Below are 23,156 nucleotides of genomic sequence, written 5' to 3' on the forward strand. Positions count from 1 at the left end.
CCGCAGCGACGCGGCCCTGCCGCGTCAGTCCGCGCAGCCTCGCTGCGCCCTGCCACAGGAAGTCCATCAGCATGAACGCCTCCCCCACACGGCACGGCCGTGCGTACGGGCGCGCGCACGGAAAGCGCGTACCCCTCATTCCCAGCCTGTTGGCCACTGCGCTGTGGGCAGCCCTGCCGGCGCATGCCGCAGACCTCACCGGCCCGCTGCTGGTCAACGACGGTGACACCCTGCAGCTGGGTGCCGACGACGTCCTCACCCACAGTGCGGGCAGCTTCGCACTTGCGGTCACCGGTACCGGCAGCAATGCGCTGATCGACGGCAGCCGCATCCACGTGACCGGCAATGGCAGCGGCGTCTCCGCTGCCAATGGTGGCCAGGTGCAGCTGCGCGACGCAACGCTGTCGATCGCACCGGCGACCGGCACGGGCTTCTATGCGCTGTATGCCAATGGTGCCGGCAGCGTGATCGATGCGCGCGATGTCGACATCGATGCCACGCGCAACGGCAGCGGATTCGGCAGCGTGCAGGCCTACAACGGTGGCGTGATCCACTATGCCGGGGGCAGTCTTTCAATGACCGGGACCGGTGGCACGCTGGCCGGTGCATCCGGCAAGGGTAGCGAGCTGCACCTGGCCGATCTGCGGATGAGCGCCGACGGCGGTGCCCGCCTGCGCGCCGACAGTGCCGGCCTGCTGACGATCCGCAACAGCCGCATCACCCTCGCCCCCGGTGGCATCCTTGCCGGCGTGGCGGCCAACGGCGTGGGCAGCCGCGCCGAGCTGTACGACACCTACCTGCAGGGCGGTTGGTTCGATATCGACAGCGGCGGCAGCCTGCTGCTGGAGAACGTGGAAGCCCATTCGGTGGGCGGCAGCATGCGCCTGCTCGGCAGCCGCATCAGCAAGACCTATTCCAGTGCAGTGATCAACGGCGGCAGCTTCTACACCGTCGGTGGCTATGGCGTGAACATCAACAGCTGGGGACAGTTGACCGCAAGCGATGCCGCGTTCGATGTTCGTGATGGCTACTCCGGATTCTGGCTGGCCAGCGATGAGTCGCGCCTGCAGCTGACCGACAGCAGCATCGACACCTGGACCGACACCTACGGCTATGGCGTTGAGATCGCCGGCGGCGTTGCCACCGTGCAGGGTGGCCGGATCACCACGCACGGTGATGCGACCTACGGCGTGCGCGTGACCGGCTCCACCGGCAGCACCGCCAGCCGCATCGAAGCCAACGGCAGCGTGATCGACGTGCGCGGCAACGGCGGCGGTGGCGTGTTCATCGGCGGCTCCACCGCCACCGCGCTGCTCGATGCCGTTGCGATCCGCAGCGATGGCGAGAACGTGTTCGGCATCGTGCACATGAACACCGCGCGGTTGACCCAGGCCGATCGCCTGGATATCCGCATGACCGGCAGCAACAGCGGCGGCTACCGCTCCTACCTGACCGCGTTCGGCCCGTACTGGAACCGTGCCACCTTCAATGACAGCCACATCGAGACCGCCAGTGGCCCCGCGTTCTGGCTGCAGGGCAGCAATCACGCACTGACCGTCAATGGCAGCGACGTGACTGCGGGCGACGGCAGTGGCCGCCTGCTGCGGGTCAGCGACACCGTGTTCACCGACGGCAGCAGCGTGGCGACCAGCCGCATCGACTTCAGTGCCGACGCCAGCACGCTGCGCGGTGACGTGGTGGTCGACAGCGCAACGGCTGAGGTGCACATGGTGCTGGGCAACGGCACCACGTTCAGCGGCGCCCTGCGCAACGAATCCGGCTACCAGGTCGCACAGCTGGCGCTGGATGGCAGCAGCCAGTGGAACGTACGCGCCAGTTCCAGCGTCGGCACGCTCGAACACGCCGGCACCATCGCTTTCGATGCGCCGGCGGCCGGCGATTTCAAGACCGTTACCGTCAGCGGCGACTACGTGGGCAACGGCGGCCAGTGGATCTTCAACCGCGCGCTGGGCGACGACACTTCGCTGGGCGACCAGCTGGTGATCAACGGCAACAGCAGCGGCACCGCCAGCGTGAGTGTGCGCAATGCCGGCGGCGCCGGTGCGCTGACCCAGGAGGGCATCCGCCTGATCACCGTGGCCGGCCAGTCGGATGCACAATTCAGCCTGCAGGGGCGCGCGGTCGCCGGTGCCTTCGACTACTTCCTGTTCAAGGGTGGCGTGTCGACCCCGGACGATGGCAACTGGTACCTGCGCTCGGAATACGTGCCGCCGGTCGATCCGCCGCAGCCGCCGGATCCCCCGATCGACCCGCCGCAGCCGCCGGATCCGCCGGTCGACCCGCCGCAGCCGCCGGAACCGCCGGTCGATCCACCGTCACCGCCGGAGCCGCCGATCGATCCGCCGTTGCCGCCGGAGCCGCCGATCGATCCACCATTGCCGCCGGAGCCGCCGATCGATCCGCCGCGCCCGCAGGTGGAACGCCCGGAACCGGCGGCCTACCTGGCCAACCGCAGCGCCGCGCTGGGCATGTTCCGGCACAGCCTGCACGACCGCGCCGGTGATCCCGCCGCCCAGGCCGGCACCCGCGGCGATGCCGTGGCCTGGATGCACCTTCGCAGCGCGCAGCCCGACAGCCACGACCGCAACCGCCAGGTCCAGGTCGATGGGCAGATCAGCAGCGTGCTGGTCGGCGTCGGCCGCCGCTTCGAAGTGGGTGGCACGGGCGAGCTGCAGGCCGGTGCGATGCTCGGCCACGGCCGCGCGCGCAATGACAGCCGCTCGCAGGTGACCGGCTACACCGCGCGTGGCGTGGTCACCGGCACCAGCGTGGGTGCCTATGCTACCTGGCTGCAGGATGCGCACATGCAAGGCGGCGCCTATGTGGATGGTTGGCTGCAATACGGCCGCTTCCGCAACAGTGTGCAGGGCGAAGGCTTGCAGAAGGAGCGCTATGACGCCCGCAACTGGAGTGCGTCGGCCGAGGCCGGCTATGTGCTGCCCCTGCGGCGCACCGCGCAGCGCGGCATTTACCTGGAACCGCAGGTGCAGGTGGTGCACAGCCGCTATGACAGCGACCGCGTGGTCGAGGCCAACGGCACGGTGGTCGAGGACCGCGGTGGTGGCGAGACCAGCACCCGCCTCGGCCTGCGCCTGTACAGCCGTGGGTTGAGCCCGGCGCAGGGCCAGGTGCACCCGTACGTGGCGGTGAACTGGTGGTCCGGCGGCAATGGTGCGGGCCTGGCGATGGACGGCGAGCGCCTGCAGCGGCAGTTGCCGCGTGACATCTACGAAGCCAAGGCCGGCGTGCAGGTGGATCTGTCCGGCGGCTGGCGCGGCTGGGGTGAACTGAGCCGGCAGAGCGGTGGCATGGGCTTCCACGACGTCGGTGCCCAGCTGGGCGTGTCGTACACCTGGTGACGCGGGACGTGCCCGGCAAGGGAATGCCGGGCACTTTTTCCACATGCGGCGTGGAAAGCGATGGGGGTTTGGTGTGGACAAGTGGGTTCGAGCGTTGCGGGGCAGGCGCTTCCGGGCGTGGTGAGTTTTTGTCCACGCCTGCAGTTCTTTTCCACAACGCGCGTGGAAAGCGATGGGAACTAGGTGTGGACAAGTAGTTGTGAGCATTGCACCGCAGGCGTTTCGAAGCGTGGTGAAAATTTGTCCACACCGCACCGCCAAGCCTCGTAGAGCCGAGCCCATGCTTGGCTGATGCCAACCTGAGCCGAGCGCAGGCTCGGCTCTACAGAGGCGCGCGGGGTTTTCCACACCCGACGTGGAAAGCGATGGGAGTTTGCTGTGTACAAGTACCGGCGAACGTCACACCGCAAGCGTTTCGCAGCCTGGTGTTTTTTTGTCCATCACCGGAAACGCGAACGCCCCGCACAGGGCGGGGCGTCCGGGGTCGATCCGATGCCGCAGGATCAGACGTTGAAGCGGAAGTGCAGGATGTCGCCTTCCTGCACGCGGTACTCCTTGCCTTCCAGGCGCAGGCGACCGGCTTCCTTGGCGCCGGCTTCGCCCTTGTACTTGATGAAGTCGTCATACGCGATGGTTTCGGCGCGGATGAAGCCCTTCTCGAAGTCGGTGTGGATGACGGCGGCAGCCTGCGGAGCGGTAGCGCCCTTGCGCACGGTCCACGCACGGACTTCCTTCACGCCGGCGGTGAAGTAGGTCTGCAGGCCGAGCAGGCTGTAGGCCGCGTTGATCACGCGGTTCAGGCCCGGCTCGCTCAGGCCCAGGTCCGCCAGGAAGGTATCGCGGTCTTCGTCGTCGAGCTGGGACAGCTCTTCTTCGATCGCGGCCGACACCGGCACCACCTGCGCGCCTTCGGCGGCAGCATGCGCACGCACGGCTTCCAGGTGCGGGTTGTTGTCGAAACCGTCTTCCAGCACGTTGGCGATGTACATCACCGGCTTCAGGGTCAGCAGGAACAGGTCGCGCACCAGCGCCTTCTCTTCCTCGTCCAGCCCGGCCGAGCGCCCAGCCTTGCCCTCCGACAGTGCAGCCTGCAGCTTGGCCAGCACCGGCTTGCGCGCCGCCGCATCCTTGTCGCCGCCCTTGGCCGCACGCTCGGCACGGTTCAGCGCCTTCTCGACACTGTCCAGGTCGGCCAGCGCCAGTTCGGTGTCGATGGTTTCGATGTCCGAGATCGGGTCGACCTTGCCGGCCACGTGCACGATGTCACCGTGCTCGAAGCAGCGCACCACGTGAGTGATCGCATCGACTTCGCGGATGTGCGCCAGGAACTTGTTGCCCAGGCCCTCACCGCTGGCGGCACCGGCGACCAGGCCGGCGATGTCGACGAACTCGACCGCGGTCGGGATGACCTTCTGCGGGTTGATGATGCCCGCCAGCTCGTTCAGGCGCGGATCCGGCACCGGCACGATGCCGACGTTCGGTTCGATGGTGCAGAACGGGAAGTTCGCCGCGGCGATGCCCGCCTTGGTCAGCGCATTGAACAGGGTCGACTTGCCGACGTTGGGCAGGCCGACGATGCCGCATTTGATACCCATGGGTGACAGCTCTCTGGGGTGAAAGTGATTGGGGAAACAGCGGCCTGGGCGCTGCTTTTCCAATCATTCTCCATATCGACCAGCGGTCGATACCTACCGCTCTGGTTGGCTCCGTATCGACCAACGGTCGATACCTACCGGCCTGGTTGGTTCCGTACCGACCAACGGTCGGTACCTACCGGTTATTTCGGGGTGTGCAGGCGCTTCATCGCTTCGTTGAAATCGCCCTGCACCGCCAGCGGCAGCACGTCGATCGCATCGTCGATGGCGCGTGCGATCAGCACGTCATCCTCCTTGGACGGGCGCCCCAGCACCCAACCCACCACGCGGTCCTTGTGGCCGGGATGGCCGATGCCCACGCGCAGGCGGTGGAATTTGCCATGACCCAGCAGGCGGATGGTATCGCGCAGGCCGTTCTGGCCGCCGTGGCCACCGTCGAACTTCAGTCGCGCCGCACCGGGCGGCAGGTCCAGCTCGTCGTGGGCCAGCAGGGTTTCCTCCGGCTCGATCTTCCAGAACCGCTGTGCGGCGGTGACCGACTTGCCGCTGAGATTCATGAAGGTGGCGGGCTTGAGCAGCCACACCGTCTGCCCGGCGATCTCGACCTTGGCGGTCTCGCCGAACAGCTTGCTGTCCACATTCCATCGCGCACCGGCTTTTCCCGCCAGGGCCTCAACGAAATGAAACCCGGCATTGTGCCGGGTCCGGGCGTGTTCCGATCCGGGATTGCCCAGACCGACGATCAGTCGCAGTCCTGCCATGGTTCCTTCCAGTACGGTGCCTGCCCCGAGGCAGGCACCGTAACGGTATTACTCGGCGGCAGCCGCTTCTTCGTCAGCCTCGTCGGCCTTGCCGGCCTTGGCGGTGACGATGGCGTCGTCGTGGTCCTTGCCCAGCGCCAGCGCCGGGATTTCCACGCCCTTCGGCAGCTTGATGTTGGACAGGTACACGACGTCACCGGCCTTCAGCTCGCCCAGGTCGACTTCGATCGACTCCGGCAGGTCCTTCGGCAGGCAGGTGATGGTCACTTCCTTCAGTTCGTGGGTGACCACGACGTCGGCAGCCTTGCCGGCCGGCGAGGTGTCTTCGTTGACGAAGTGCAGCGGGACCGAAGCGGTCAGGGCTTCGTTCTCGTTCACGCGCTGGAAGTCCAGGTGCATGATCAGCTGCTTGTACGGGTGGCGCTGCATGTCACGCAGCAGGACCTTCTGCACCTGGCCATCCAGGTTCAGGTCCAGGATCGAGGCATAGAACCACTCGTTCTGCTGGGCCAGCCAGATTTCGTTGTGGTCCAGGCTGATGGCGACCGGCTCGGCGTTGCCGCCGTACACGATGGCCGGGATCACACCAGCGTGACGCAGGCGGCGGCTCGCACCCTTACGCTGCAGTTCACGCTTGGTGACCTTGATTTCATGGGTCTTCGACATTTTCGACTACTCAGGTTGTTGCCGCGCCCTGCGGCGTGGCGGTTGAAGATGCTTCCGCGACCAGAAGCATCCGGGTATGTCCCCGCCGTTGCCGGCAGGGACGAAAACTCAGTCGACGTACAGCGAGCTGACCGACTCGCCGAAGGCGATGCGGCGCATCGTTTCGGCCAGCATTTCCGCCACGCTCAGCTGGCGGATCTTGCTGCACACCCGCGCTGCGTCCTTCAGCGGGATGGTGTCGGTCACCACCAGCTCGTCGAGCTGGGAATTGGTGATGTTGTCCACCGCCGGGCCCGACAGCACCGCGTGGGTGCAGTAGGCGGCGACCTTGAGCGCACCGCGCGCCTTCAGGGCAGCGGCAGCGGCGCACAGGGTGCCGGCGGTATCGACGATGTCATCGACCATCACGCAGGTCTTGCCTTCGACGTCACCGATGATGTTCATCACGGTGGAGACGTTGGCGCGCGGGCGGCGCTTGTCGATGATCGCCAGGTCGGCGTCATCCAGGCGCTTGGCCACCGCACGGGCGCGGACCACGCCGCCCACGTCCGGCGAGACAACAATCAGGTTCTCGGTGCCGTAGGCGCGCCAGATGTCGGCCAGCAGCAGCGGGGACGCATACACGTTGTCCACCGGAATATCGAAGAAGCCCTGGATCTGGTCGGCGTGCAGGTCGACGGTCAGCACGCGATCAGCGCCAGCGGTGCTGAACATCTTGGCCGCCAGCTTGGCGGTGATCGGCACGCGCGAGGAACGCATGCGGCGGTCCTGGCGCGAGTAGCCGAAGTACGGCACCACGGCGGTCACGCTGGCCACCGATGCGCGCTTGAGCGCGTCGATCAGCACCAGCAGTTCCATCAGGTTTTCCGCGCTCGGCGCGCAGGTCGGCTGGATCACGAACACGTCCTGCTTGCGGACGTTCTCTTCGATTTCCACCTGCACTTCACCATCGGAGAAGTGCGACACCAGCGCCTTGCCCGGGCGGACCCCCAGTTCCTTGCAGATGTTCTGCGCCAGACGTTTGTTGGCGTTGCCGGAAAAGACCAGCAGGTTCGGGGACTCTTGCATCATGATTGTCTCGGGCGGGGACGAGTGGCGGGGATCCGGAGTCGGCAAGGACCCCGATGGACCCTTGCTGCTGACAACACCGCGGTTGTTTCCACGTCCCGCGCGGGCGATGCGCTGGAAGGCGCGGACACAGCCGCTATTGGCAGGGGCGGTAGGATTCGAACCTACGAATGCCAGGATCAAAACCTGGTGCCTTGGGCCTCTTGGCGACGCCCCTGCATTGATAAATCAGTGTTGCTCGAGTGCATCCAGCAGTGGCGAACGCGCAACGCCCGCTGCCACCCTTGCCCGCAACTCCTTCGGCAACTTCGACCGCCCCTGCTCTGCAGCAGCCTGCGATGCGAACTCGACGAAACAACCACTTCCCGAACCGGTCAGCCGCGCCGCGCCGATGTCGCTCAACGCGGCAAGCGCTGCCTCGACGGCAGGCTCACGGCGGCGCAGCACCGGTTCGAACGCGTTCCCGACCAGGGTCCCGGAAGCGAAGTCCTCTATTTTCGCCACTGGGCTGTCGCGCGTCAAATCCGGGTCTGCAAACAGGACCGGCGTAGGAACATGAACACCCGGTTCAACCACCACATACCAGGCCGGCGCCAGCGTGATCGGCTGCAGGCGCTCGCCCACCCCTTCGGCCCAGGCGTTGTGGCCACGCACGAACACCGGCACGTCGGCGCCCAGGCGCAGGGCCAGCGCGGCCAGGGCATCCTCGTCCAGGCCGGCGCGCCAGAGCTGATTCAGCACCACCAGCACGGTGGCCGCGTCGGACGAACCGCCGCCGAAGCCACCACCGGCAGGAACGTGCTTTTCGACGATGATGTCAGCACCTTGCGCGCCCTTCGCCTCATCCTGGAGCAGGCGCGCGGCCCGCACCGCCAGGTCATCGGCCTCGGCCACGCCGGCCAGGCCCTCGCCCTGCCGACGCACCTGACCGTCTTCACGCAGGCGCAGGCCGATGCGGTCCCCCCAGTCCAGCAGGCGGAATACGGTCTGCAGCTCGTGGTAGCCGTCGGCCCGGCGGCCAGTGATGTGCAGGAACAGGTTCAGCTTGGCCGGGGCCGGCCACCAGGACCAGCCCGCGTCGTCGCGCCCGGCGCTCATGGCGTGCCCTGCCCCCACTGGTCCACCAGCAGGCGCACCTTGGCGTCGCCATTGCTGGCCTCGATCCGTCGCGGCAGCGCCGGTCGTCCGGCGTCGGCCGGGTACCAGTCCAGGTACTGCACCTGCCAGCCCATCTGCTGCATGCGGCGCGGCCGGCCTTCACCGTCGCGCTCGACCTTTTCCGGACCGGCAGCATCCCCGGCCACCAGGCCGCGGATCCACTCCGGCAGCTGATTGACCGGGATGTCCCAGCCAGTCGCTTCCAGCAGCAGCTGCTGGGCGTCCTCGCCATCGCGCGGACCGCCGGACAGCCCTTCCAGGCGACCGGCTTCGGAATGGGTGTCGCCGGTCAGCTTCCAGCTCTGCCGGGTCACCGGCGCGCTCAGTTCGACCACGTAGCGGCGGCCGTCCTGCTTCCAGTCGATGCGACCGCTGCCGCCGTCCTTGCCCTTGCTGACCGCCACCCGCCCCTGGAAGGCCCAGTCCGGCTGTGCCTGCAGCGCGGCCACGCGCGCTGCCTCGGCCTGCGCCGCTTCAGCCGAAACAATCTCGACCACCGCTGGCGCCGGGGTCTTCTGCGTGCCGACACTGGTACAGGCGCTCACCGCCAGGGTCACGGTCGCCAACAGCAGCGGCCGGATCAGGGAACCACTCATGGATTGAATTTCTCACGGGCGCGCAGCAGCGCGCGGTTTTCAGGGTCGAGCTTGGCCGCTTCGTCGAAGAAGTGGCGGGCCTCGTCATGCTTGCCCAGCACCCACAGCACTTCGCCGACGTGGGAAGCGATCTCCGGGTCCTTGGCCAGGGTCCAGGCCCGGCGCAGCTGTACCAGTGCCTCTTCCTTGCGGCCCAGGCGATACAGCACCCAGCCATAGCTGTCGACGATGGCGGCGTTGTCCGGCTCGGCCACGCGGGCGCGGTCGATCAGCTCCAGCGCTTCCTGCAGCCGGCCGGTGCGATCGGCCAGGGTGTAGCCCAGCGCGTTCAGCGCCGGCACGTTTTCCGGGTCGGTCACCAGGATCTTGCGCAGGTCGGCCTCGGCGCGCGGGATGTCGTCGCGGCGCTCCCAGGTGAGCGCACGTGCGTACAGCAGGCCGTTGTCGTCCGGGTAGGCGGCCAGGCCGCGGGCCAGCGCATCCAGTTCACCGGCGCTGTCGTCACCACGCTGGCGCAGTTCGGCTTCCAGCAGGTAGGCGTCACGGCGCACATCGTCGTCGACCACCGCGTCGGACTGGATCGCGTGCACTTCCTCCAGCGCCAGCGGCAGGCGCCCGGCCAGGGCCTGGGCATTGGCCGCGCGCAGGCGCGCTTCGCTCAGCTCATCGCCACCGGGCACGCTGTGGTACCACTGCACCGCCTCGGGGTAACGCTTAAGGTATTCGGCGATCTTGCCCAGCAACAGGCGCTGCGCCGGATCCGGCTTGGCCGCCTGCCGCGACAGCTCGTTGTAGAGGTTGGACAGCGCCGCCTTGTCGCCCTGCTTGGCCAGCAGCGAGGCGCGCATGCCCCAGGTCTGTACGTCCTGCGGGCCGAACGCCAACACGCGCTCGGCCGCAGCCGGCTGGCCCAGGCTGTCGTAGGCGATGGCCACCGCATTGCGCAGCTCGGGGTCCTGGCGGGTCTTCGGCTCGACGTCGTGCAGCAGCGACAATGCCTTGTCGGTCTCGCCCGCCTGCTGCAGCTGGCTGGCACGCAGCAACGCTACGCGCGGCTCTTCCGGGAAGCGCTTGACCACTTCATCGATCATGCGCCGCGCCAACTCGGGCTTGTCCATGCGGAGGGCCAGGCGACCGAACTCCTGCCAGGCCTCGATCTTCGGCGGAATCGCATTGGCATCGACCAGCTCGCCGAGCACCTGCGCCGGCACCGCCGGGTCGCGGCCACCGCCGATCAGCGCGGCCAGGGCGAACTTCCAGCCGCGCTCGTCGGGGTCGGCCAGCAGCGCCTGCAGCTCGGTGCGGGCAGCCTTCACATCGCCCTGGCGCATGGCCAGCGCACCGGCGGCGCTGCGCATGGTCAACGAGCGCGGGGCGCGCTGCTGCCACAGGGCCAGGCCCTTGGCGGCGCTGGCATCATCGTTGGCCAGCATGGAGATACGGGTCGCGCGCTCGGCCAGGCCGGCGTCGCCGTCGGTCTGCTGCGCGGCCTGCAGGTACCAGCGCGCGGCCTCGGCCAGCTTGCCGGCCTGCAGGGCGAACTCACCGGCCATCACCGGTTCCAGCGCCAGTTCCTCAGTGGCCGCGGCCCGCACGGGGGCCTTGGCCGGCACCGCCGCCAGGGCCTGGGCGCAGGCCAGGGACAGCAGCAGAACACTGGGGATGCGAATCAATGCGGGCATCGTCGGCATCGGGGCCTTAAAATGTCGTCCAATGGCCAGCAGCTTATCGCAAGCAACTGAACAATGACCCTGTGGGTGCTCGGACTGAATCACCAGACCGCACCGGTGGAGCTGCGCGAGCGCGCGGCCTTCGCCGGTGAGGCGTTGCCGCGTGCGCTGGGCTCGCTGCGCGATACCCCGCAGATCGCCGAGGCAGTGCTGCTGTCCACCTGCAACCGCACCGAACTGTATGCCGTGGCCGAGTCGGCACAGGCGCTGGACCAGTGGCTGCACAGCCAGGCAGGCGACCTGCAGGGCTACCTGTACCAGCATGCCGATGCCGAGGCCGTGCGCCACCTGTTCCGGGTCGCCACCGGGCTGGACTCGATGGTGCTGGGCGAACCGCAGATCCTCGGCCAGGTAAAGGATGCCTGGTCGACCGCGCGTGACCACGGCCTGCTCGGCCAGCGCCTGGACCGCCTGTTCCAGCAGACCTTCTCGGTAGCCAAGCGTGCGCGCACCGATACCCAGGTCGGCGCCAACCCGGTGTCGGTGGCCTCGGCGGCGGTGCGCCTGGCGCAGAACGCCTTCGCGCGCCTGGATGACTCCACCGTGCTGCTGGTCGGTGCCGGCGAGACCATCGAGCTGGCTGCACGCCACCTGAGTGAGGGCAAGGTGCGGCGGCTGCTGATCGCCAACCGCACCCTTGCCCACGCGCAGGAACTGGCCAGCCGCCATGGCGGCGTGGCCCTGCCGCTGACCGAACTGGACCGCCACCTCGGCGAGGCCGACATCGTGTTCTCGGCCACCGCCGCGCGCGAACCTGTGATCCATCGCGAGATGGTGGCCAAGGCACTGCGCGCGCGCCGGCACAAGCCGATGCTGCTGTTCGACCTGGCCGTGCCGCGCGACATCGAAGCCGAGGTCGGCACGCTCAACGACGCCTTCCTCTACACCGTCGATGACCTGGAACGCGCGGTGGAAGACAACCGTCGTGGCCGCCGCGAGGCCGCCGCCGAGGCCGAGGCGATCATCGACCTGCAGGTGTCGCGTTTCATCGAGACCCAGCAGGCCAGCGCCCACCAGGCACCGCTGCGGCAGCTGCGTGCGTTCGGCGAAGCGACCCGCGCCGAACTGCTGGAGCGCGCACGGCAGCAGCTGGCCAACGGCAAGCCCGCCGATGAAGTGCTGGAACTGCTGGCCCATGGCCTGACCAACCGCCTGCTGCATCCGCCGACCGCCGCTCTGCGCGCGGCCGCGCTGAGTGGCGATGCCGACCTGACCCGCGCCGCCGAGCGCCTGTTCCCGGCCACGCCGGGTTACCGCCACCCACCCGTGAGACCCGATGACGCCGACCCTGCGCCGTAAGCTGGAAGCGCTGGCCGAGCGCCGCGAAGAACTGGAACGCCTGCTCGCCGAACCCGATGTGGTCGCCGACAACACCCGTTTCCGCGACCTTTCGCGCGAATTCGCCCAACTTGAACCGGTCGCTGCCGCGCTCGCCGAGGAAGCCCGTGCCAAGGCCGACCTGGCCGCCGCCGAAGGCATGCGCGCCGACCCCGACCTGCGTGAACTGGCCGACGAGGAAATCGCCGCGGCGCAGGCGCGCCTGCAGGAACTGGAACAAGAACTGGCCCTGCTGCTGGTACCGCGCGATCCGCGCGACGAAGGCAACCTGTTCCTGGAAGTACGCGCCGGCACTGGCGGCGATGAAGCCGCGATCTTCGCCGGCGATCTGTTCCGCATGTACGCCCGCTATGCCGAGCGCCAGGGCTGGAAGGTCGAGATCGAATCGGACAACCCCGGTGAGCATGGCGGCTACAAGGAAGTGGTGGCGCGCGTGGTCGGCCGTGGTGCGTTCTCGCGCCTGAAGTTCGAATCGGGCACGCATCGCGTGCAGCGCGTGCCGGCCACCGAATCGCAGGGCCGCATCCACACTTCGGCGGCCACCGTAGCGATCATTCCCGAGGCCGACGAGGTCGATGACATCGTCATCAACCCGGCCGACCTGAAGGTGGATACGTTCCGCTCGTCCGGTGCCGGCGGCCAGCACGTCAACAAGACCGAATCGGCCATCCGCATCACCCACGTACCGACCGGCGTGGTGGTGGAGTGCCAGACCGAGCGCAGCCAGCACGCCAACCGCGACAAGGCGATGAAGCGCCTGAAGGCGCAGCTGCTCGATGCCGAGCGCCAGCGCCAGGACGCCGCGCAGGCCGAATCGCGGCGCCTGCAGGTCGGCAGCGGCGACCGCAGCCAGCGCATCCGCACCTACAACTTCCCGCAGGGCCGGATCACCGACCACCGCGTGGAAGGCCTGACCTTGTACGACCTGCCCAACATCCTCGCCGGCGACCTCGACCCGCTGCTGCAGCGGCTCAGCCACGAACACCAGGTCGATGCCCTGGCCCAGCTGTCGGCGGGCTGAGCACGATGTCGGCCTGGCAGCAGCGACAGCACCTGCAGCAGGCGATCGCACGCCAGCCCGGCGATTTCGTCGCCTGGGTGATGCTGGCCGACCTGGAACTGGAAGCCGGCGACATCGCCGCCGGCGAGCAGGCGGCACGACGCGCGCTGCAGCTGCGCCCGAACCACCCCGAGGCCCTGGCGCGCCTGGGCCGCGTGGCCTGGATGGCCGGCGCGCACGCCGACGCGGCGAAGCTGCTTGGCCAGGCCTCGGCATTGGCCCCGCAGCACCCGGGCATCGCGCTGTGGCTGGGCCATGCGCTGGAAGACGCCGACGATGCCGAAGGCGCAGCAGCGGCCTATCGCCGCGCGCATGCGCTGATGCCGGAGGAACCCTACATCGCCGCGCAGCGCCTGGCATGGCAGCGCCGCCTGTGCGACTGGCAGGACGTGGACACGCTGGCTGCGCAGGTACGCGCCGCGCTCGCCGCCGGCCACGGTGCGGTGGAACCCTTCGCCTTCCTCAGCGAAGACGCCAGCGCGGGCGAGCAGTTGGCCTGTGCACGTGCGCGCGCCGCACTGATCGCCGCCTCGGTCCGGCCCTTGCCGGCAGTGACGGTACGCGCGCGCGGCCCGTTGCGCGTCGGCTTCCTTTCCAATGGCTTCGGCGCCCATCCCACTGGGCTGCTGACCGTGGCCCTGCTCGAACACCTGCGTCATGACTCGGCGTTGCAGCTGCACCTGTTCGCGCTGAACCGCACCGATGGCAGCGGCATCCGCGAACGCCTGCAGTCCGCGACCCGGCTGCATGAGGTGGCCGCACTGCGGCATGCCGACATCGCTGCCCGCATCCGCGCACAGGGCATCGACCTGCTGTTCGACCTGCGCGGCTGGGGCGGCGGCGGCACGCCCGAAGTGCTGGCGATGCGCCCGGCCCCGCTGCAGCTGAACTGGCTGGCCTACCCCGGCACCTCGGGCGCGCGCTGGCTGGACGCCGTGGTCGCCGACGAATTCGTACTGCCGGCAGCGCTGGAACCGCACTTCAGCGAACGCGTCCTGCGCCTTCCGCGGGCCTTCCAGCCCTCGGACAACACCCGCACGCTGGAGCCGTCGCCGTCCCGCGCCGAGTGCGGGCTGCCCGAGCACGGCGTGGTGTTCTGCTGCTTCAACAACAGCTACAAGCTCAACCCGCGCAGCATGGGCCGCGCCTTCGCAGTGTTGCAGGCCGTGCCCGGCAGCGTGCTGTGGCTGCTGTCCGGCCCCGGCCAGGCCGACGCCCGCCTGCGCACCGCCGCGCAGGCTGCCGGCCTGGACCCGGCGCGGCTGGTGTTCATGGCCAAGCTGCCGCATCCGCAGTACCTGGCCCGCTACCCACTGGCCGACCTGTTCCTCGACACGCATCCGTACAACGCGCACACCACCGCCTCCGATGCACTGTGGGCCGGCTGCCCGGTGCTGACCTGCCCGGGCGACACCTTCGCCGCGCGCGTGGCCGGCAGCCTCAACCACCATCTGGGGCTGGCCCGGATGAATGTCGCCGATGATGCGGCGTTCATCGCCACCGCCAGCGCACTGGGCAATGACCCCGCAGCACTGGCCTCGCTTCGCGCCGAGCTGGCGCAGGCGCGCGAACGCAGTGGCCTGTTCGACATGGCCGGGTTTGCCCGCGACCTGTCGGCCCTGCTGCAGCGGCTTGCCGGTGAACACGGCTGGCAGGGCGTCGACAGCACCTGAGCGACCCCTGCGTTACGCTCGGGCTTCCTCCCCGCGTGGTGTGACGATGGCCAAGCTCAAGCGCAAGGACTACGACGAACTGCTGCTGCCGCTGCAGCTGGAACTGACCGCGATGGCGCGCTGGGTGCAGCTCAGCGGGCAACGCCTGCTGGTGCTGTTCGAGGGACGGGATACGGCAGGCAAGGGCGGCGCGATCCAGGCCATCAGCCAGCATCTCAATCCACGCCAATGCCGGGTGGTAGCACTGCCCAAGCCTACCGACCGCGAAGCCACGCAGTGGTATTTCCAGCGCTATGCCTCGCATCTTCCCGCCGCCGGCGAGATCGTGCTGATGGACCGCAGCTGGTACAACCGCGCAGGCGTCGAGCGGGTGATGGGCTATTGCAGCGAAACCGAGTACCAGCAGTTCCTGCGCCAGGCACCGGTGTTCGAGCAGCTGCTGGTGGATGACGGCATCCTGCTGTTCAAGTACTGGCTGTGCGTGGACCAGGAGCAGCAGGAGAAGCGCTTCGCCGAACGCCACCTCGATCCGCTGAAGGGCTGGAAGCTGTCCCCGGTCGACCTGAAATCGCGCAGCAAGTACAGCGCCTATACCGAAGCCCGCGAGGCGATGCTGCGCGCGACGCATCGCGAGGCGGCGCCGTGGACGCTGGTGGATTTCAACGACCAGCGGCTGGGGCGACTGACCCTGGTGCGCAACCTGCTGGACCGGTTGCCGGACACACGGGTGGATGCGCCGTTGCCGGAGCTGCCGAAGCTGAAGGGCAAGCTGCATCGCGAGCACTACGATGTGCTGAAGCCCATCGAGGATTTCCCGGTCGAGGATTAGGGTTGTTCGGCAGGGTTGCACCCTGCACCTGCTCAACGCAACGGCAACGGCAACAGCAACAGCGGGCATCCGCGGGATGGCGGCGCGGTGGGTGGGCACGACCGTTGGCGCCATGGATGGCGACATCGAGCCCCCATGGACGGGTCTACGGCGTGTCCTACCCACCCAACCGCCCCGCCTCTGACAGATCCCTGCGGCTGTTGGTAGGTGTCGACCTTGGTCGACACATCTGTCAGATATCGAAATGGAGCCGGGGTCAGATCCGTTTTCCTGCGGAAAGCGGATCTGACCCCATCGGCAATCCCATTGGCCTGGCGGGCGTCGGATCGTGTCTGGGGCAGAGCCCCCTGAGTCAGGGGGCGGCCGCGAAGCGGCGGGGGTTTGGGTGTTGGTAAATGGGGCCCGCGGTTCGCGCAGCGAAGCGTGGGAGCGGCAGCGCGCATGCGATGGCGCGTACCGAGGTGCAGGGCCGCAGGCCCTGCCGACCCACCCACTACTTGGCGGCCGCGATCTGCTTTTCGATGTCGGCGGCGGTCACCGGGCCAAGGAAGGTGTGGGCCAGCTTGCCCTGCGGATCCAGCAGATGCGTCAACGGCAGGCCTCGCGGCGTGGCGAAGTCGGCCGGCGGATCGAACGGGTCCACGATCACGATCGGATAGGTCACCGGATGCTTGGTCAGGAACGACTGCATTTCCGGCACTTCGATGTCCTCGTAGGCCAGGCCGACCACCTCGATGTTGCTGCGCATCGCATGCAGCGCCGACAGCTCGGGCATCTCCTTGCGGCACGGGGCGCACCAGGTCGCCCAGAAGTTCACCACCACCCACTTGCCACGATGCGCGGCCAGATCGTAGTCGCTGCCATCCACCGCCTTCATCTTCAAGGTCGGGAATTCGGCAGTGGTGCGCTCGGCCGGGGTTTCATCGACCGGTGCCGGAGTGGTCGGCGTCGGCGCCTGTGCCGGCGGCTGGCTGCTGGCCGGTGTCGGCTCCTGGGCCGGCTTGCAGGCCGCCAGGGCCAGCAGCAGGGTCAACGGGAGCAGCAGCGGCAACGGCGTCTTGCGGGTCATGGCATGTCTCCAGAGTCGGTATAGATATCACTGACCTTGCGCTTCAGGCGTTCGCGCAGGGGCAGCCGCAGATCGTCCAGCGCCGCCAGTGCGGCACGGCCCAGGCTGTCATCACGGTACGGCAGGTGCTGCTCGGCCACCGGGATGCGCAGCTGGGTGCATTCGTACAGATCGGCCAGGCTGACCTGGTCCAGGTCACGCGACAGCAGCCACTCGCCCCGCTCGTCGCGGCGCAGCAGGTCGATCTCCTGCAGGTTGCAGATCAGGTCCTGCAGCAGTGAATCGGTCAGCATCGGCTCCAGCCGCAGGATCTCGTCATCGGCCAGGCCCTTGCCCTTGGCCCGTGCATGCTGGAAGCGGCCAAGCAGGCGCAGCAGTCCATAGAACTCATACCCCTGCGGCAGGCGCAGTTCCACCGGCTGGTAGCGGAAGGCGGCCATCGAAGAAGCCAGCGACGCCCCCAGCAGCACCGCCACCCAGCACAGGTAGATCCACAGCAGCAGGATCGGCACGAACGCCACCGTGCCATACAGTTTCTGGTAGGACTGGAAGCTGCCCAGATAGGCACCGATGCCCCACTTCACCAGTTCCAGGATGACCGCCGCCAGGATCGCGCCGGGCACGGCATGCCGCCATTTCACCGTGTGGTGCGGCACCACCCGGAACATCAGCGTGATGCAGACGAACTCGATCAGGATCGGCGCCAGCCGCAGCGCCAGCTCGGCCAACCAACGGCCCTCCTGGGTACCGAACAACGGCATCGCGAACACCCGCGCCGATACCGCAAGCGATGCGGCGGCGAGCATCGCGCCCAAGGTCAGCACGGTCCAGTAGACCAGGAAGCGGGTCAGCTTGGGCCGGGTCGAGCCAACCCGCCAGATCTGGTTGAAGGTCTCTTCCACACTGTTGAGCGTGATCAGCAGTGAGGCCACCAGTGCGATGAAGCCGGCCGCCGTCAGCTGGCCGGCACTGGCCGAGAACTGCCGCAGGTAGCCCTCGGCCGCACGCGCCGCGGAGGGCACGAAGTTGGAGAATACGTAGTCGCTGAGCTGATCGCTCCAGCGGTCGAAGACGGGGAAGGCCGACAGCACACCGAATACCACGATCGCCAGCGGTACCAGCGCGAACACCGTGGTGTAGGCCAGCGCCGCCGCTGCCTGGAACAGGCGGTCGTCGAGGAAGCGATGCCACAGGAAGCGGCCGAAACTGATGGCCCGTGCGCGATCCCGCGCGCGCTCCATCCACAGGTTGAGCGTATCCAAAGGTTCCATCGGTGGAAGGGTACCCGATGCGGAATGCTGGCAGGATAGCCATACTGGTAGCCACACGACGAGGAGAAGCGGGCACGATGGGCGAGATTCTGGTGCTGTACTACAGCCGGGGCGGTTCGGTGGCACGGCTGGCGCGCCAGATCGCGCGGGGCATCGGCGAAGTGCCGGGCATGACCGCGCGCCTGCGCACGGTGCCGCCGGTGGCCGCCGTGACCCAGACCGCGCAGCCACCGGTACCCGACGATGGCGCCCCCTACGTGAGCGTGCAGGACCTGGTCGACTGCCAGGGCCTGCTGCTCGGCAGCCCCACCCGCTTCGGCAACATGGCCGCGCCGGTCAAGCACTTCCTGGATGGGCTGGGCGCCGAATGGGTCAATGGCACCCTGTCCGGCAAGCCGGCCGGCGTGTTCACGTCCACCGCCTCGATGCACGGCGGCCAGGAATCGACCCTGCTGTCGATGCAGGTGCCACTGCTGCACCACGGCTGCGTGATCGTCGGCATCCCGTTCACCGAACCGGCGCTGAGCCACACCATCAGTGGCGGCACGCCCTATGGCGCCAGCCACGTGGCCGGTGCCGCCGACGATCCGCAGCCGACCGACGACGAAGCGGTTCTGGCGCGCGCGCTGGGGCGCCGGGTGGCCGACATCGCGCAGCGGTTGGCCCGATGAACCGCGCGCCGCGCACGGTCCTGCTGTTGGCCCTGATGGGGCTGGCCGCGCTGTTCGCAGGCTGGTTCATCAATGACAGGCACTGGCTGGCCACCCAGCTGGTGTTCACCGCGCCACCGCTGGCGCTGGCCATCGCCGTGCGCCTGGGCTGGCGCAAGGCCGGCTTCTGGGCCTCGGTGCTGGCGCTGGGCTGGTTCAGCCACGGCGTGATGAGCGCCTGGAGCCACCCGGAGACGCGCTGGCTGGCGCTGATCGAGATCGCGCTGGCGCTGCTGGTGATCTTCAGCGCCAGCCTGCCCGGCCTGCGCGCCCGCTTCGGCAAGCGGCGCTGACGCTGCGCGCCCAGGGCCTTATCATCTGCATTCCTGGCCCCGCGCCGCAGTCCCTGTCCTGGTTTCGCGCATGCACATGATGGAAGAGCTCCTGGTCGTCACCACCGGTGGCACGATCGACAAGATCTACTTCGACGACAAGTCGGACTACCAGATCGGCGATCCGCAGATCGGCATGATCCTGCGCGAGCTGGGCGTGACGTTCCGCTTCAACGTGATTCCGATCCTGCGCAAGGATTCGCTGCACATCAACGACGAAGACCGCGAGCTGATCCGCGCCACCATCGCCGCGCAGCCCACCCGGCACGTGCTGGTGACCCACGGCACCGATTCGATGGTGCAGACCGGCAAGGTGCTGGCGACGATCCCGGACAAGACCATCGTGATGACCGGTGCGCTGAGCCCGGCACGCTTCCGCGGCTCGGATGCGGAGTTCAACATCGGTTGTGCGATCGGTGCGGTGCAGTCGCTGCCGAGCGGCGTGTACATCGCGATGAACGGGCGGATCTTCGACCCGCAGCACGTGCGCAAGAACGTGGCGGCTAACCGTTTCGAGTCGGTCTGAGGAACAGCGTGCCGGCCGAGGTCGGCACCCACCCGGACAAAAACGCCCCGGCCGAAGCCAGGGCGTGCCCTTGGAGAGGGACTTGGGCTCAGTACTGGGCGCTGAGGGTCAGGCCCGAGAAGGTGCTGTACGCCTTCACCCGCACATACCAGGTGCCGGCGGCAGGGCTGTTGATGGTGCAGGTCTCGCTGTTGCCGCTCAGGTACGGACGGCAGGTGTAGGTGGTATCGGTCGGGGCACTGCCCTGGCGCACGTACAGGTCGGCATCACCGCTGCCGCCACTGATTGCCACGCGCAGCTGGGTGCTGCCGGCCGGGACGGCGACGGTGTAGTTCAGCTCGGCACCGGTCGCGGCGCCCAGGCCGGTCACCGGCACGTTGTTCTGCAGCACGTTGCCGCCCGGGTTCGGGCCACCGCCATTGATCGCCGCATCCACGGCCGCGTTGGCGTCGACGATGCCGGCGCCGCAGCCCCCCGAGCAGGCGCCCGGCAGCGGGCGTGCGGTGCTCTTGATGATGCTCTCGACCTGTGCCGGGCTCAGCGGGCTCGGCGCCACCGACTGCATCAGGGCCACCACACCGGCCACATGCGGCGCCGCCATCGAGGTGCCGTTGTAGGACGCGTAGCTGAAGCTGCCCGGCGTGGTGGTGCCGGTGTTGAGGGTGGACAGGATGCTCTGGCCCGGGCCGGAAATGTCGATGCCGGCACCATAGTTGGAGAAGCTGGCACGCGCACCGGCCGAGGTCGTGGCCGCCACCGCGATCACGTTCGCGCAGTTGGCCGGCACCGACGAGGACACGTTGGTGTTGCTGTTGCCGGCGGCGACCACCACGGTGGTGCCGCGGCTGACCGCGCCGTTGATCGCGTTCTGGTAGGTGGCCGAGCAGGTGCCGCCGCCGCCCAGCGACATGTTGATGACTTCCGCCGGATTGGCATTGGCCGGCACACCACTGACGGTGCCGCCGGAGGCCCACACGATCGCATCGGCGATGTCGGAGGTATAGCCGCCGCACTTGCCGAGCACGCGCACCGGGACGACCTTGGCGTTGAACGCCGTGCCGGCCACGCCGGTGCTGTTGTTGGTCACCGCCGCCACGGTACCGGCGACGTGGGTGCCGTGCCAGCTGGAGTTGGACGCCGGGATGCCCGAGCCGCACTCGTTGGCGCCATACCAGTCGCCCTCGTCGTTCGGGTTGCTGTCGCGGCCACCGCCATCGCGCGCCATCGCGGCATCGCTGATGAAGTCATAGCCGGGCAGGATGTTGGCGTTGAGATCGGGATGGTTGGTGATGCCGGTATCGATCACGGCCACCACCACGCCGGTGCCGGTGGCCTTGTCCCAGGCCGGCCGCACGTTGATCGACGCGTTGGAGGTACCAAAGCCCCACTGTTCGCTGAAGCGGGTGTCATTCGGGGTCAGCGTCGCGCGCATGATCTGGTCGACTTCGACGTATTCCACGTTCGGGTCGGCGGCCAGCTTGCGCATCAGCAGCTCGGATTCAGCCTGGTCAAGCGGGCGGTCGGTCCTGACCAGGGTCGGGCCGACGGCCAGCTTGCGGACCTGCTGCAGGCCCAGCGCACGGCCCTGGCTGCTGGCCAGGCCGGCGGCGGCACTCTTCAGCGAAGAGGCCAGTGCGGTGGTGTTGGCCACCGGCGCACTGCCGTCGCGGTACTTCACGATGAAGCGCTGGTGCGTCGGCGCGGACTGCAGGCCGCTGAGCTGGACGTCACCGGCCAGCGCAGGCGTGGCCAGCAGCAGCGATGACAGAACGGACGCACCAAGGACCACCCACACTCGACGCACACGCGGTTGCGTTACCTGGGACATCGTATTTCCCTTTCTTGTGGTGTGAATGCCGGAATCGGCAGAAGCACCGGCCCGAACCCTGGGCTGGCTTGCGTTGGCGAGGTTCGAAGTCCGGCGAGTCAGCGGATCCCCCTAACGATCCGCCGTGCAGATGACGCTAATGGCCAGAACCGGACACCACAAGATTTTCAGCGTCTTTTCAGCAAGATGAAATGTTCGTTCTGAGACTTTCCGGGTCGAGGGTTTGTGAAGGTGAAGGAACTTTCTCATCTCCTGCACACACCTGACTGGGTCATCACCTGTCCTGCGATGACTTTGCCGACATCGGCATCCGCCGATTCGGGGTCGGAGCCGGGGTCAGATCCCTTTTCCCACGGAAAAGGGATCTGACCCCACCCACCTGTCCACAACGCAGAAAGCCCGTCACAGGGACGGGCTTTCCAGCAACGCAGCCGGGCGTGGGCTCGGCTCTACAGTTCAGCGTGAGCGATCAGCCCAGCTTGACCAGCCAGTTGTGCCGGTCCGGCAGGCGGCCGTACTGGATGTCGGTCAGCTCCTTGCGCAGCGACATGGTCACTTCGCCGGCCGGCGCGTTGATGTCGCCCACCGAGAAACCCTCGCCCTTCAGCTGGCCGATCGGGGTGACCACCGCCGCAGTGCCACAGGCAAACACTTCGCTGATCGCACCGGAGGCCACGCCGTCCTTCCACTCGTCGATGCTGACCTTGCGCTCTTCGACCTTCATGCCACGGTCGCGCGCCAGCTGCAGGATGCTCTCGCGGGTGATGCCCTCGAGGATGCTGCCGGACAGTTCCGGGGTGACCAGCGTGCCGTCCTTGTAGACCAGGAACACGTTCATGCCGCCCAGTTCTTCCAGGTACTTGCCTTCGACCGGGTCCAGGAACAGCACCTGCGAGCAGCCCTGCGCCTGCGCCTTCTGCTGCGGCAGCAGCGAGGCGGCGTAGTTGCCACCGCACTTGGCGGCGCCGGTGCCGCCCTTGGCCGCGCGCGCGTATTCGGTGGACAGCCAGATCGACACCGGGGCCACGCCCTTGGCGAAGTACGGGCCGGCCGGGCTGGCGATGACGTAGTAGCCGGCCTTGTGCGCGCCGCGCACGCCGAGGAAGGCTTCGTCGCCGATCATGAACGGGCGGAAGTACAGGCTCGACTCGTCGGCCGACGGCACCCACTCGCTGTCGACGGCGATCAGCTGCTTCAGCGATTCGACGAAGATCTCCACCGGCAGTTCCGGCAGCGCCAGGCGCTGCGCCGAACGCTGCAGGCGACGGCCGTTGGCATCCGGGCGGAAGGTCCAGATCGAGCCGTCAGCATGGCGGTAGGCCTTGATGCCTTCGAAGATCTCCTGGCCGTAGTGCAGCACGGCCGCGGCCGGGTCCAGCTGCAGCGGGCCGTAGGCACGCACGCTGGCGTTGTGCCAGCCGGCATCCTTGTCCCAGCGCACTTCCACCATGTGATCGGTGAAGTGCAGGCCGAAGCCCGGCTTCTCCAGGATCTTGGCGCGCTCTTCAGCGCTGCGCGGGTGGTCCGAACGGGTGACGGCGAAGCTGGGAATGGACTGGGACACCG

The 23,156-nt window shown here is 68.0% G+C and carries 19 protein-coding genes and 1 tRNA gene; 8 read left to right on the forward strand and 12 right to left on the reverse strand.

The features are described from left to right. The first annotated feature begins 71 nt into the window (after positions 1–71). Entirely contained in the window at positions 72–3,380 is a 3,309-nt protein-coding gene (locus AC5P5W_RS19865; protein ID WP_197574790.1) for an autotransporter family protein, read from the forward strand. Positions 3,381–3,883: 503 nt separating this feature from the next. Here AC5P5W_RS19865 and ychF read toward each other — a convergent pair. The 8 genes from ychF to AC5P5W_RS19905 all read right to left on the reverse strand — a co-directional run bounded on the left by ychF (position 3,884) and on the right by AC5P5W_RS19905 (position 10,906). Continuing rightward, the gene (gene ychF, locus AC5P5W_RS19870; protein ID WP_014646036.1) at positions 3,884–4,975 is read right to left on the reverse strand and encodes a redox-regulated ATPase YchF; all 1,092 of its coding nucleotides are present in this window, start codon (positions 4,973–4,975) and stop codon (positions 3,884–3,886) included. A 182-nt stretch (positions 4,976–5,157) separates the two neighbouring features. Continuing rightward, positions 5,158–5,736, reverse strand: a complete 579-nt coding sequence (pth, locus tag AC5P5W_RS19875; RefSeq protein WP_495221412.1) for an aminoacyl-tRNA hydrolase — start codon at positions 5,734–5,736, stop codon at positions 5,158–5,160. Between the two features lie 48 nt (positions 5,737–5,784). Next, positions 5,785–6,402, reverse strand: coding sequence for a 50S ribosomal protein L25/general stress protein Ctc (locus tag AC5P5W_RS19880; RefSeq protein WP_010481743.1), 618 nt, complete (start codon positions 6,400–6,402; stop codon positions 5,785–5,787). A 108-nt stretch (positions 6,403–6,510) separates the two neighbouring features. Next, the gene (locus tag AC5P5W_RS19885) at positions 6,511–7,470 is read right to left on the reverse strand and encodes a ribose-phosphate diphosphokinase (protein WP_005415400.1); all 960 of its coding nucleotides are present in this window, start codon (positions 7,468–7,470) and stop codon (positions 6,511–6,513) included. Positions 7,471–7,610: 140 nt separating this feature from the next. Then, positions 7,611–7,687 (reverse strand) — tRNA-Gln (locus AC5P5W_RS19890). Positions 7,688–7,698: 11 nt separating this feature from the next. After that, on the reverse strand, positions 7,699–8,568 hold the full coding sequence (gene ispE, locus AC5P5W_RS19895; protein ID WP_197574791.1) for a 4-(cytidine 5'-diphospho)-2-C-methyl-D-erythritol kinase: 870 nt from the start codon (positions 8,566–8,568) through the stop codon (positions 7,699–7,701). Then, the gene (lolB, locus tag AC5P5W_RS19900) at positions 8,565–9,224 is read right to left on the reverse strand and encodes a lipoprotein insertase outer membrane protein LolB (protein WP_014646033.1); all 660 of its coding nucleotides are present in this window, start codon (positions 9,222–9,224) and stop codon (positions 8,565–8,567) included. The genes ispE and lolB overlap by 4 nt, the downstream gene beginning before the upstream one ends. Further along, positions 9,221–10,906, reverse strand: a complete 1,686-nt coding sequence (locus tag AC5P5W_RS19905) for a tetratricopeptide repeat protein (RefSeq protein ID WP_173390336.1) — start codon at positions 10,904–10,906, stop codon at positions 9,221–9,223. Before AC5P5W_RS19905 ends, lolB begins: the two co-directional genes overlap by 4 nt. A 63-nt stretch (positions 10,907–10,969) precedes the next feature. Here AC5P5W_RS19905 and hemA point away from each other — a divergent pair, with 63 nt between their 5' ends. Genes hemA through ppk2 form a run of 4 tightly spaced genes read left to right on the forward strand, consistent with a single transcriptional unit; the run spans position 10,970 to position 15,854 of the window. Beyond that, positions 10,970–12,253: a glutamyl-tRNA reductase gene (gene hemA, locus AC5P5W_RS19910; RefSeq protein ID WP_014646031.1), complete on the forward strand. Its 1,284-nt coding sequence runs from the start codon at positions 10,970–10,972 to the stop codon at positions 12,251–12,253. Further along, positions 12,231–13,313, forward strand: coding sequence for a peptide chain release factor 1 (gene prfA / locus AC5P5W_RS19915; RefSeq protein WP_014646030.1), 1,083 nt, complete (start codon positions 12,231–12,233; stop codon positions 13,311–13,313). The genes hemA and prfA overlap by 23 nt, the downstream gene beginning before the upstream one ends. Before the next feature lie 5 nt (positions 13,314–13,318). Next, a complete protein-coding gene (locus AC5P5W_RS19920; protein WP_197574792.1) occupies positions 13,319–15,025 on the forward strand; it encodes an O-linked N-acetylglucosamine transferase, SPINDLY family protein in 1,707 nt (568 codons plus the stop codon). A 46-nt stretch (positions 15,026–15,071) separates the two neighbouring features. Further along, positions 15,072–15,854 (forward strand): polyphosphate kinase 2, encoded by a 783-nt coding sequence (gene ppk2, locus AC5P5W_RS19925; protein ID WP_032956942.1) that lies wholly within the window; start codon positions 15,072–15,074, stop codon positions 15,852–15,854. A 493-nt stretch (positions 15,855–16,347) separates the two neighbouring features. Here ppk2 and AC5P5W_RS19930 read toward each other — a convergent pair whose 3' ends face one another. Both AC5P5W_RS19930 and AC5P5W_RS19935 read right to left on the reverse strand, forming a co-directional pair. Beyond that, on the reverse strand, positions 16,348–16,923 hold the full coding sequence (locus tag AC5P5W_RS19930) for a TlpA family protein disulfide reductase (protein ID WP_014646027.1): 576 nt from the start codon (positions 16,921–16,923) through the stop codon (positions 16,348–16,350). Then, entirely contained in the window at positions 16,920–18,194 is a 1,275-nt protein-coding gene (locus tag AC5P5W_RS19935) for a YihY family inner membrane protein (RefSeq protein WP_032956948.1), read from the reverse strand. Before AC5P5W_RS19935 ends, AC5P5W_RS19930 begins: the two co-directional genes overlap by 4 nt. Positions 18,195–18,271: 77 nt before the next feature. Here AC5P5W_RS19935 and wrbA point away from each other — a divergent pair, with 77 nt between their 5' ends. The 3 genes from wrbA to AC5P5W_RS19950 all read left to right on the forward strand — a co-directional run bounded on the left by wrbA (position 18,272) and on the right by AC5P5W_RS19950 (position 19,762). Beyond that, a complete protein-coding gene (wrbA, locus tag AC5P5W_RS19940; protein ID WP_069118531.1) occupies positions 18,272–18,865 on the forward strand; it encodes an NAD(P)H:quinone oxidoreductase in 594 nt (197 codons plus the stop codon). After that, the gene (locus tag AC5P5W_RS19945) at positions 18,862–19,197 is read left to right on the forward strand and encodes a DUF2069 domain-containing protein (protein ID WP_014646024.1); all 336 of its coding nucleotides are present in this window, start codon (positions 18,862–18,864) and stop codon (positions 19,195–19,197) included. Before wrbA ends, AC5P5W_RS19945 begins: the two co-directional genes overlap by 4 nt. 79 nt (positions 19,198–19,276) lie before the next feature. After that, entirely contained in the window at positions 19,277–19,762 is a 486-nt protein-coding gene (locus AC5P5W_RS19950) for an asparaginase domain-containing protein (RefSeq protein ID WP_010481766.1), read from the forward strand. 88 nt (positions 19,763–19,850) lie between these two features. Here the strand turns inward: AC5P5W_RS19950 and AC5P5W_RS19955 are convergent, their stop codons facing one another. Both AC5P5W_RS19955 and AC5P5W_RS19960 read right to left on the reverse strand, forming a co-directional pair. Next, positions 19,851–21,590, reverse strand: coding sequence for a S8 family peptidase (locus AC5P5W_RS19955; protein ID WP_197575397.1), 1,740 nt, complete (start codon positions 21,588–21,590; stop codon positions 19,851–19,853). Between the two features lie 469 nt (positions 21,591–22,059). After that, positions 22,060–23,154: a branched-chain amino acid aminotransferase gene (locus AC5P5W_RS19960; protein ID WP_014646022.1), complete on the reverse strand. Its 1,095-nt coding sequence runs from the start codon at positions 23,152–23,154 to the stop codon at positions 22,060–22,062. Positions 23,155–23,156: the final 2 nt, after the last annotated feature.

The sequence above is a fragment of the Stenotrophomonas sp. YJH_SMC_123 genome, assembly GCF_059368215.1.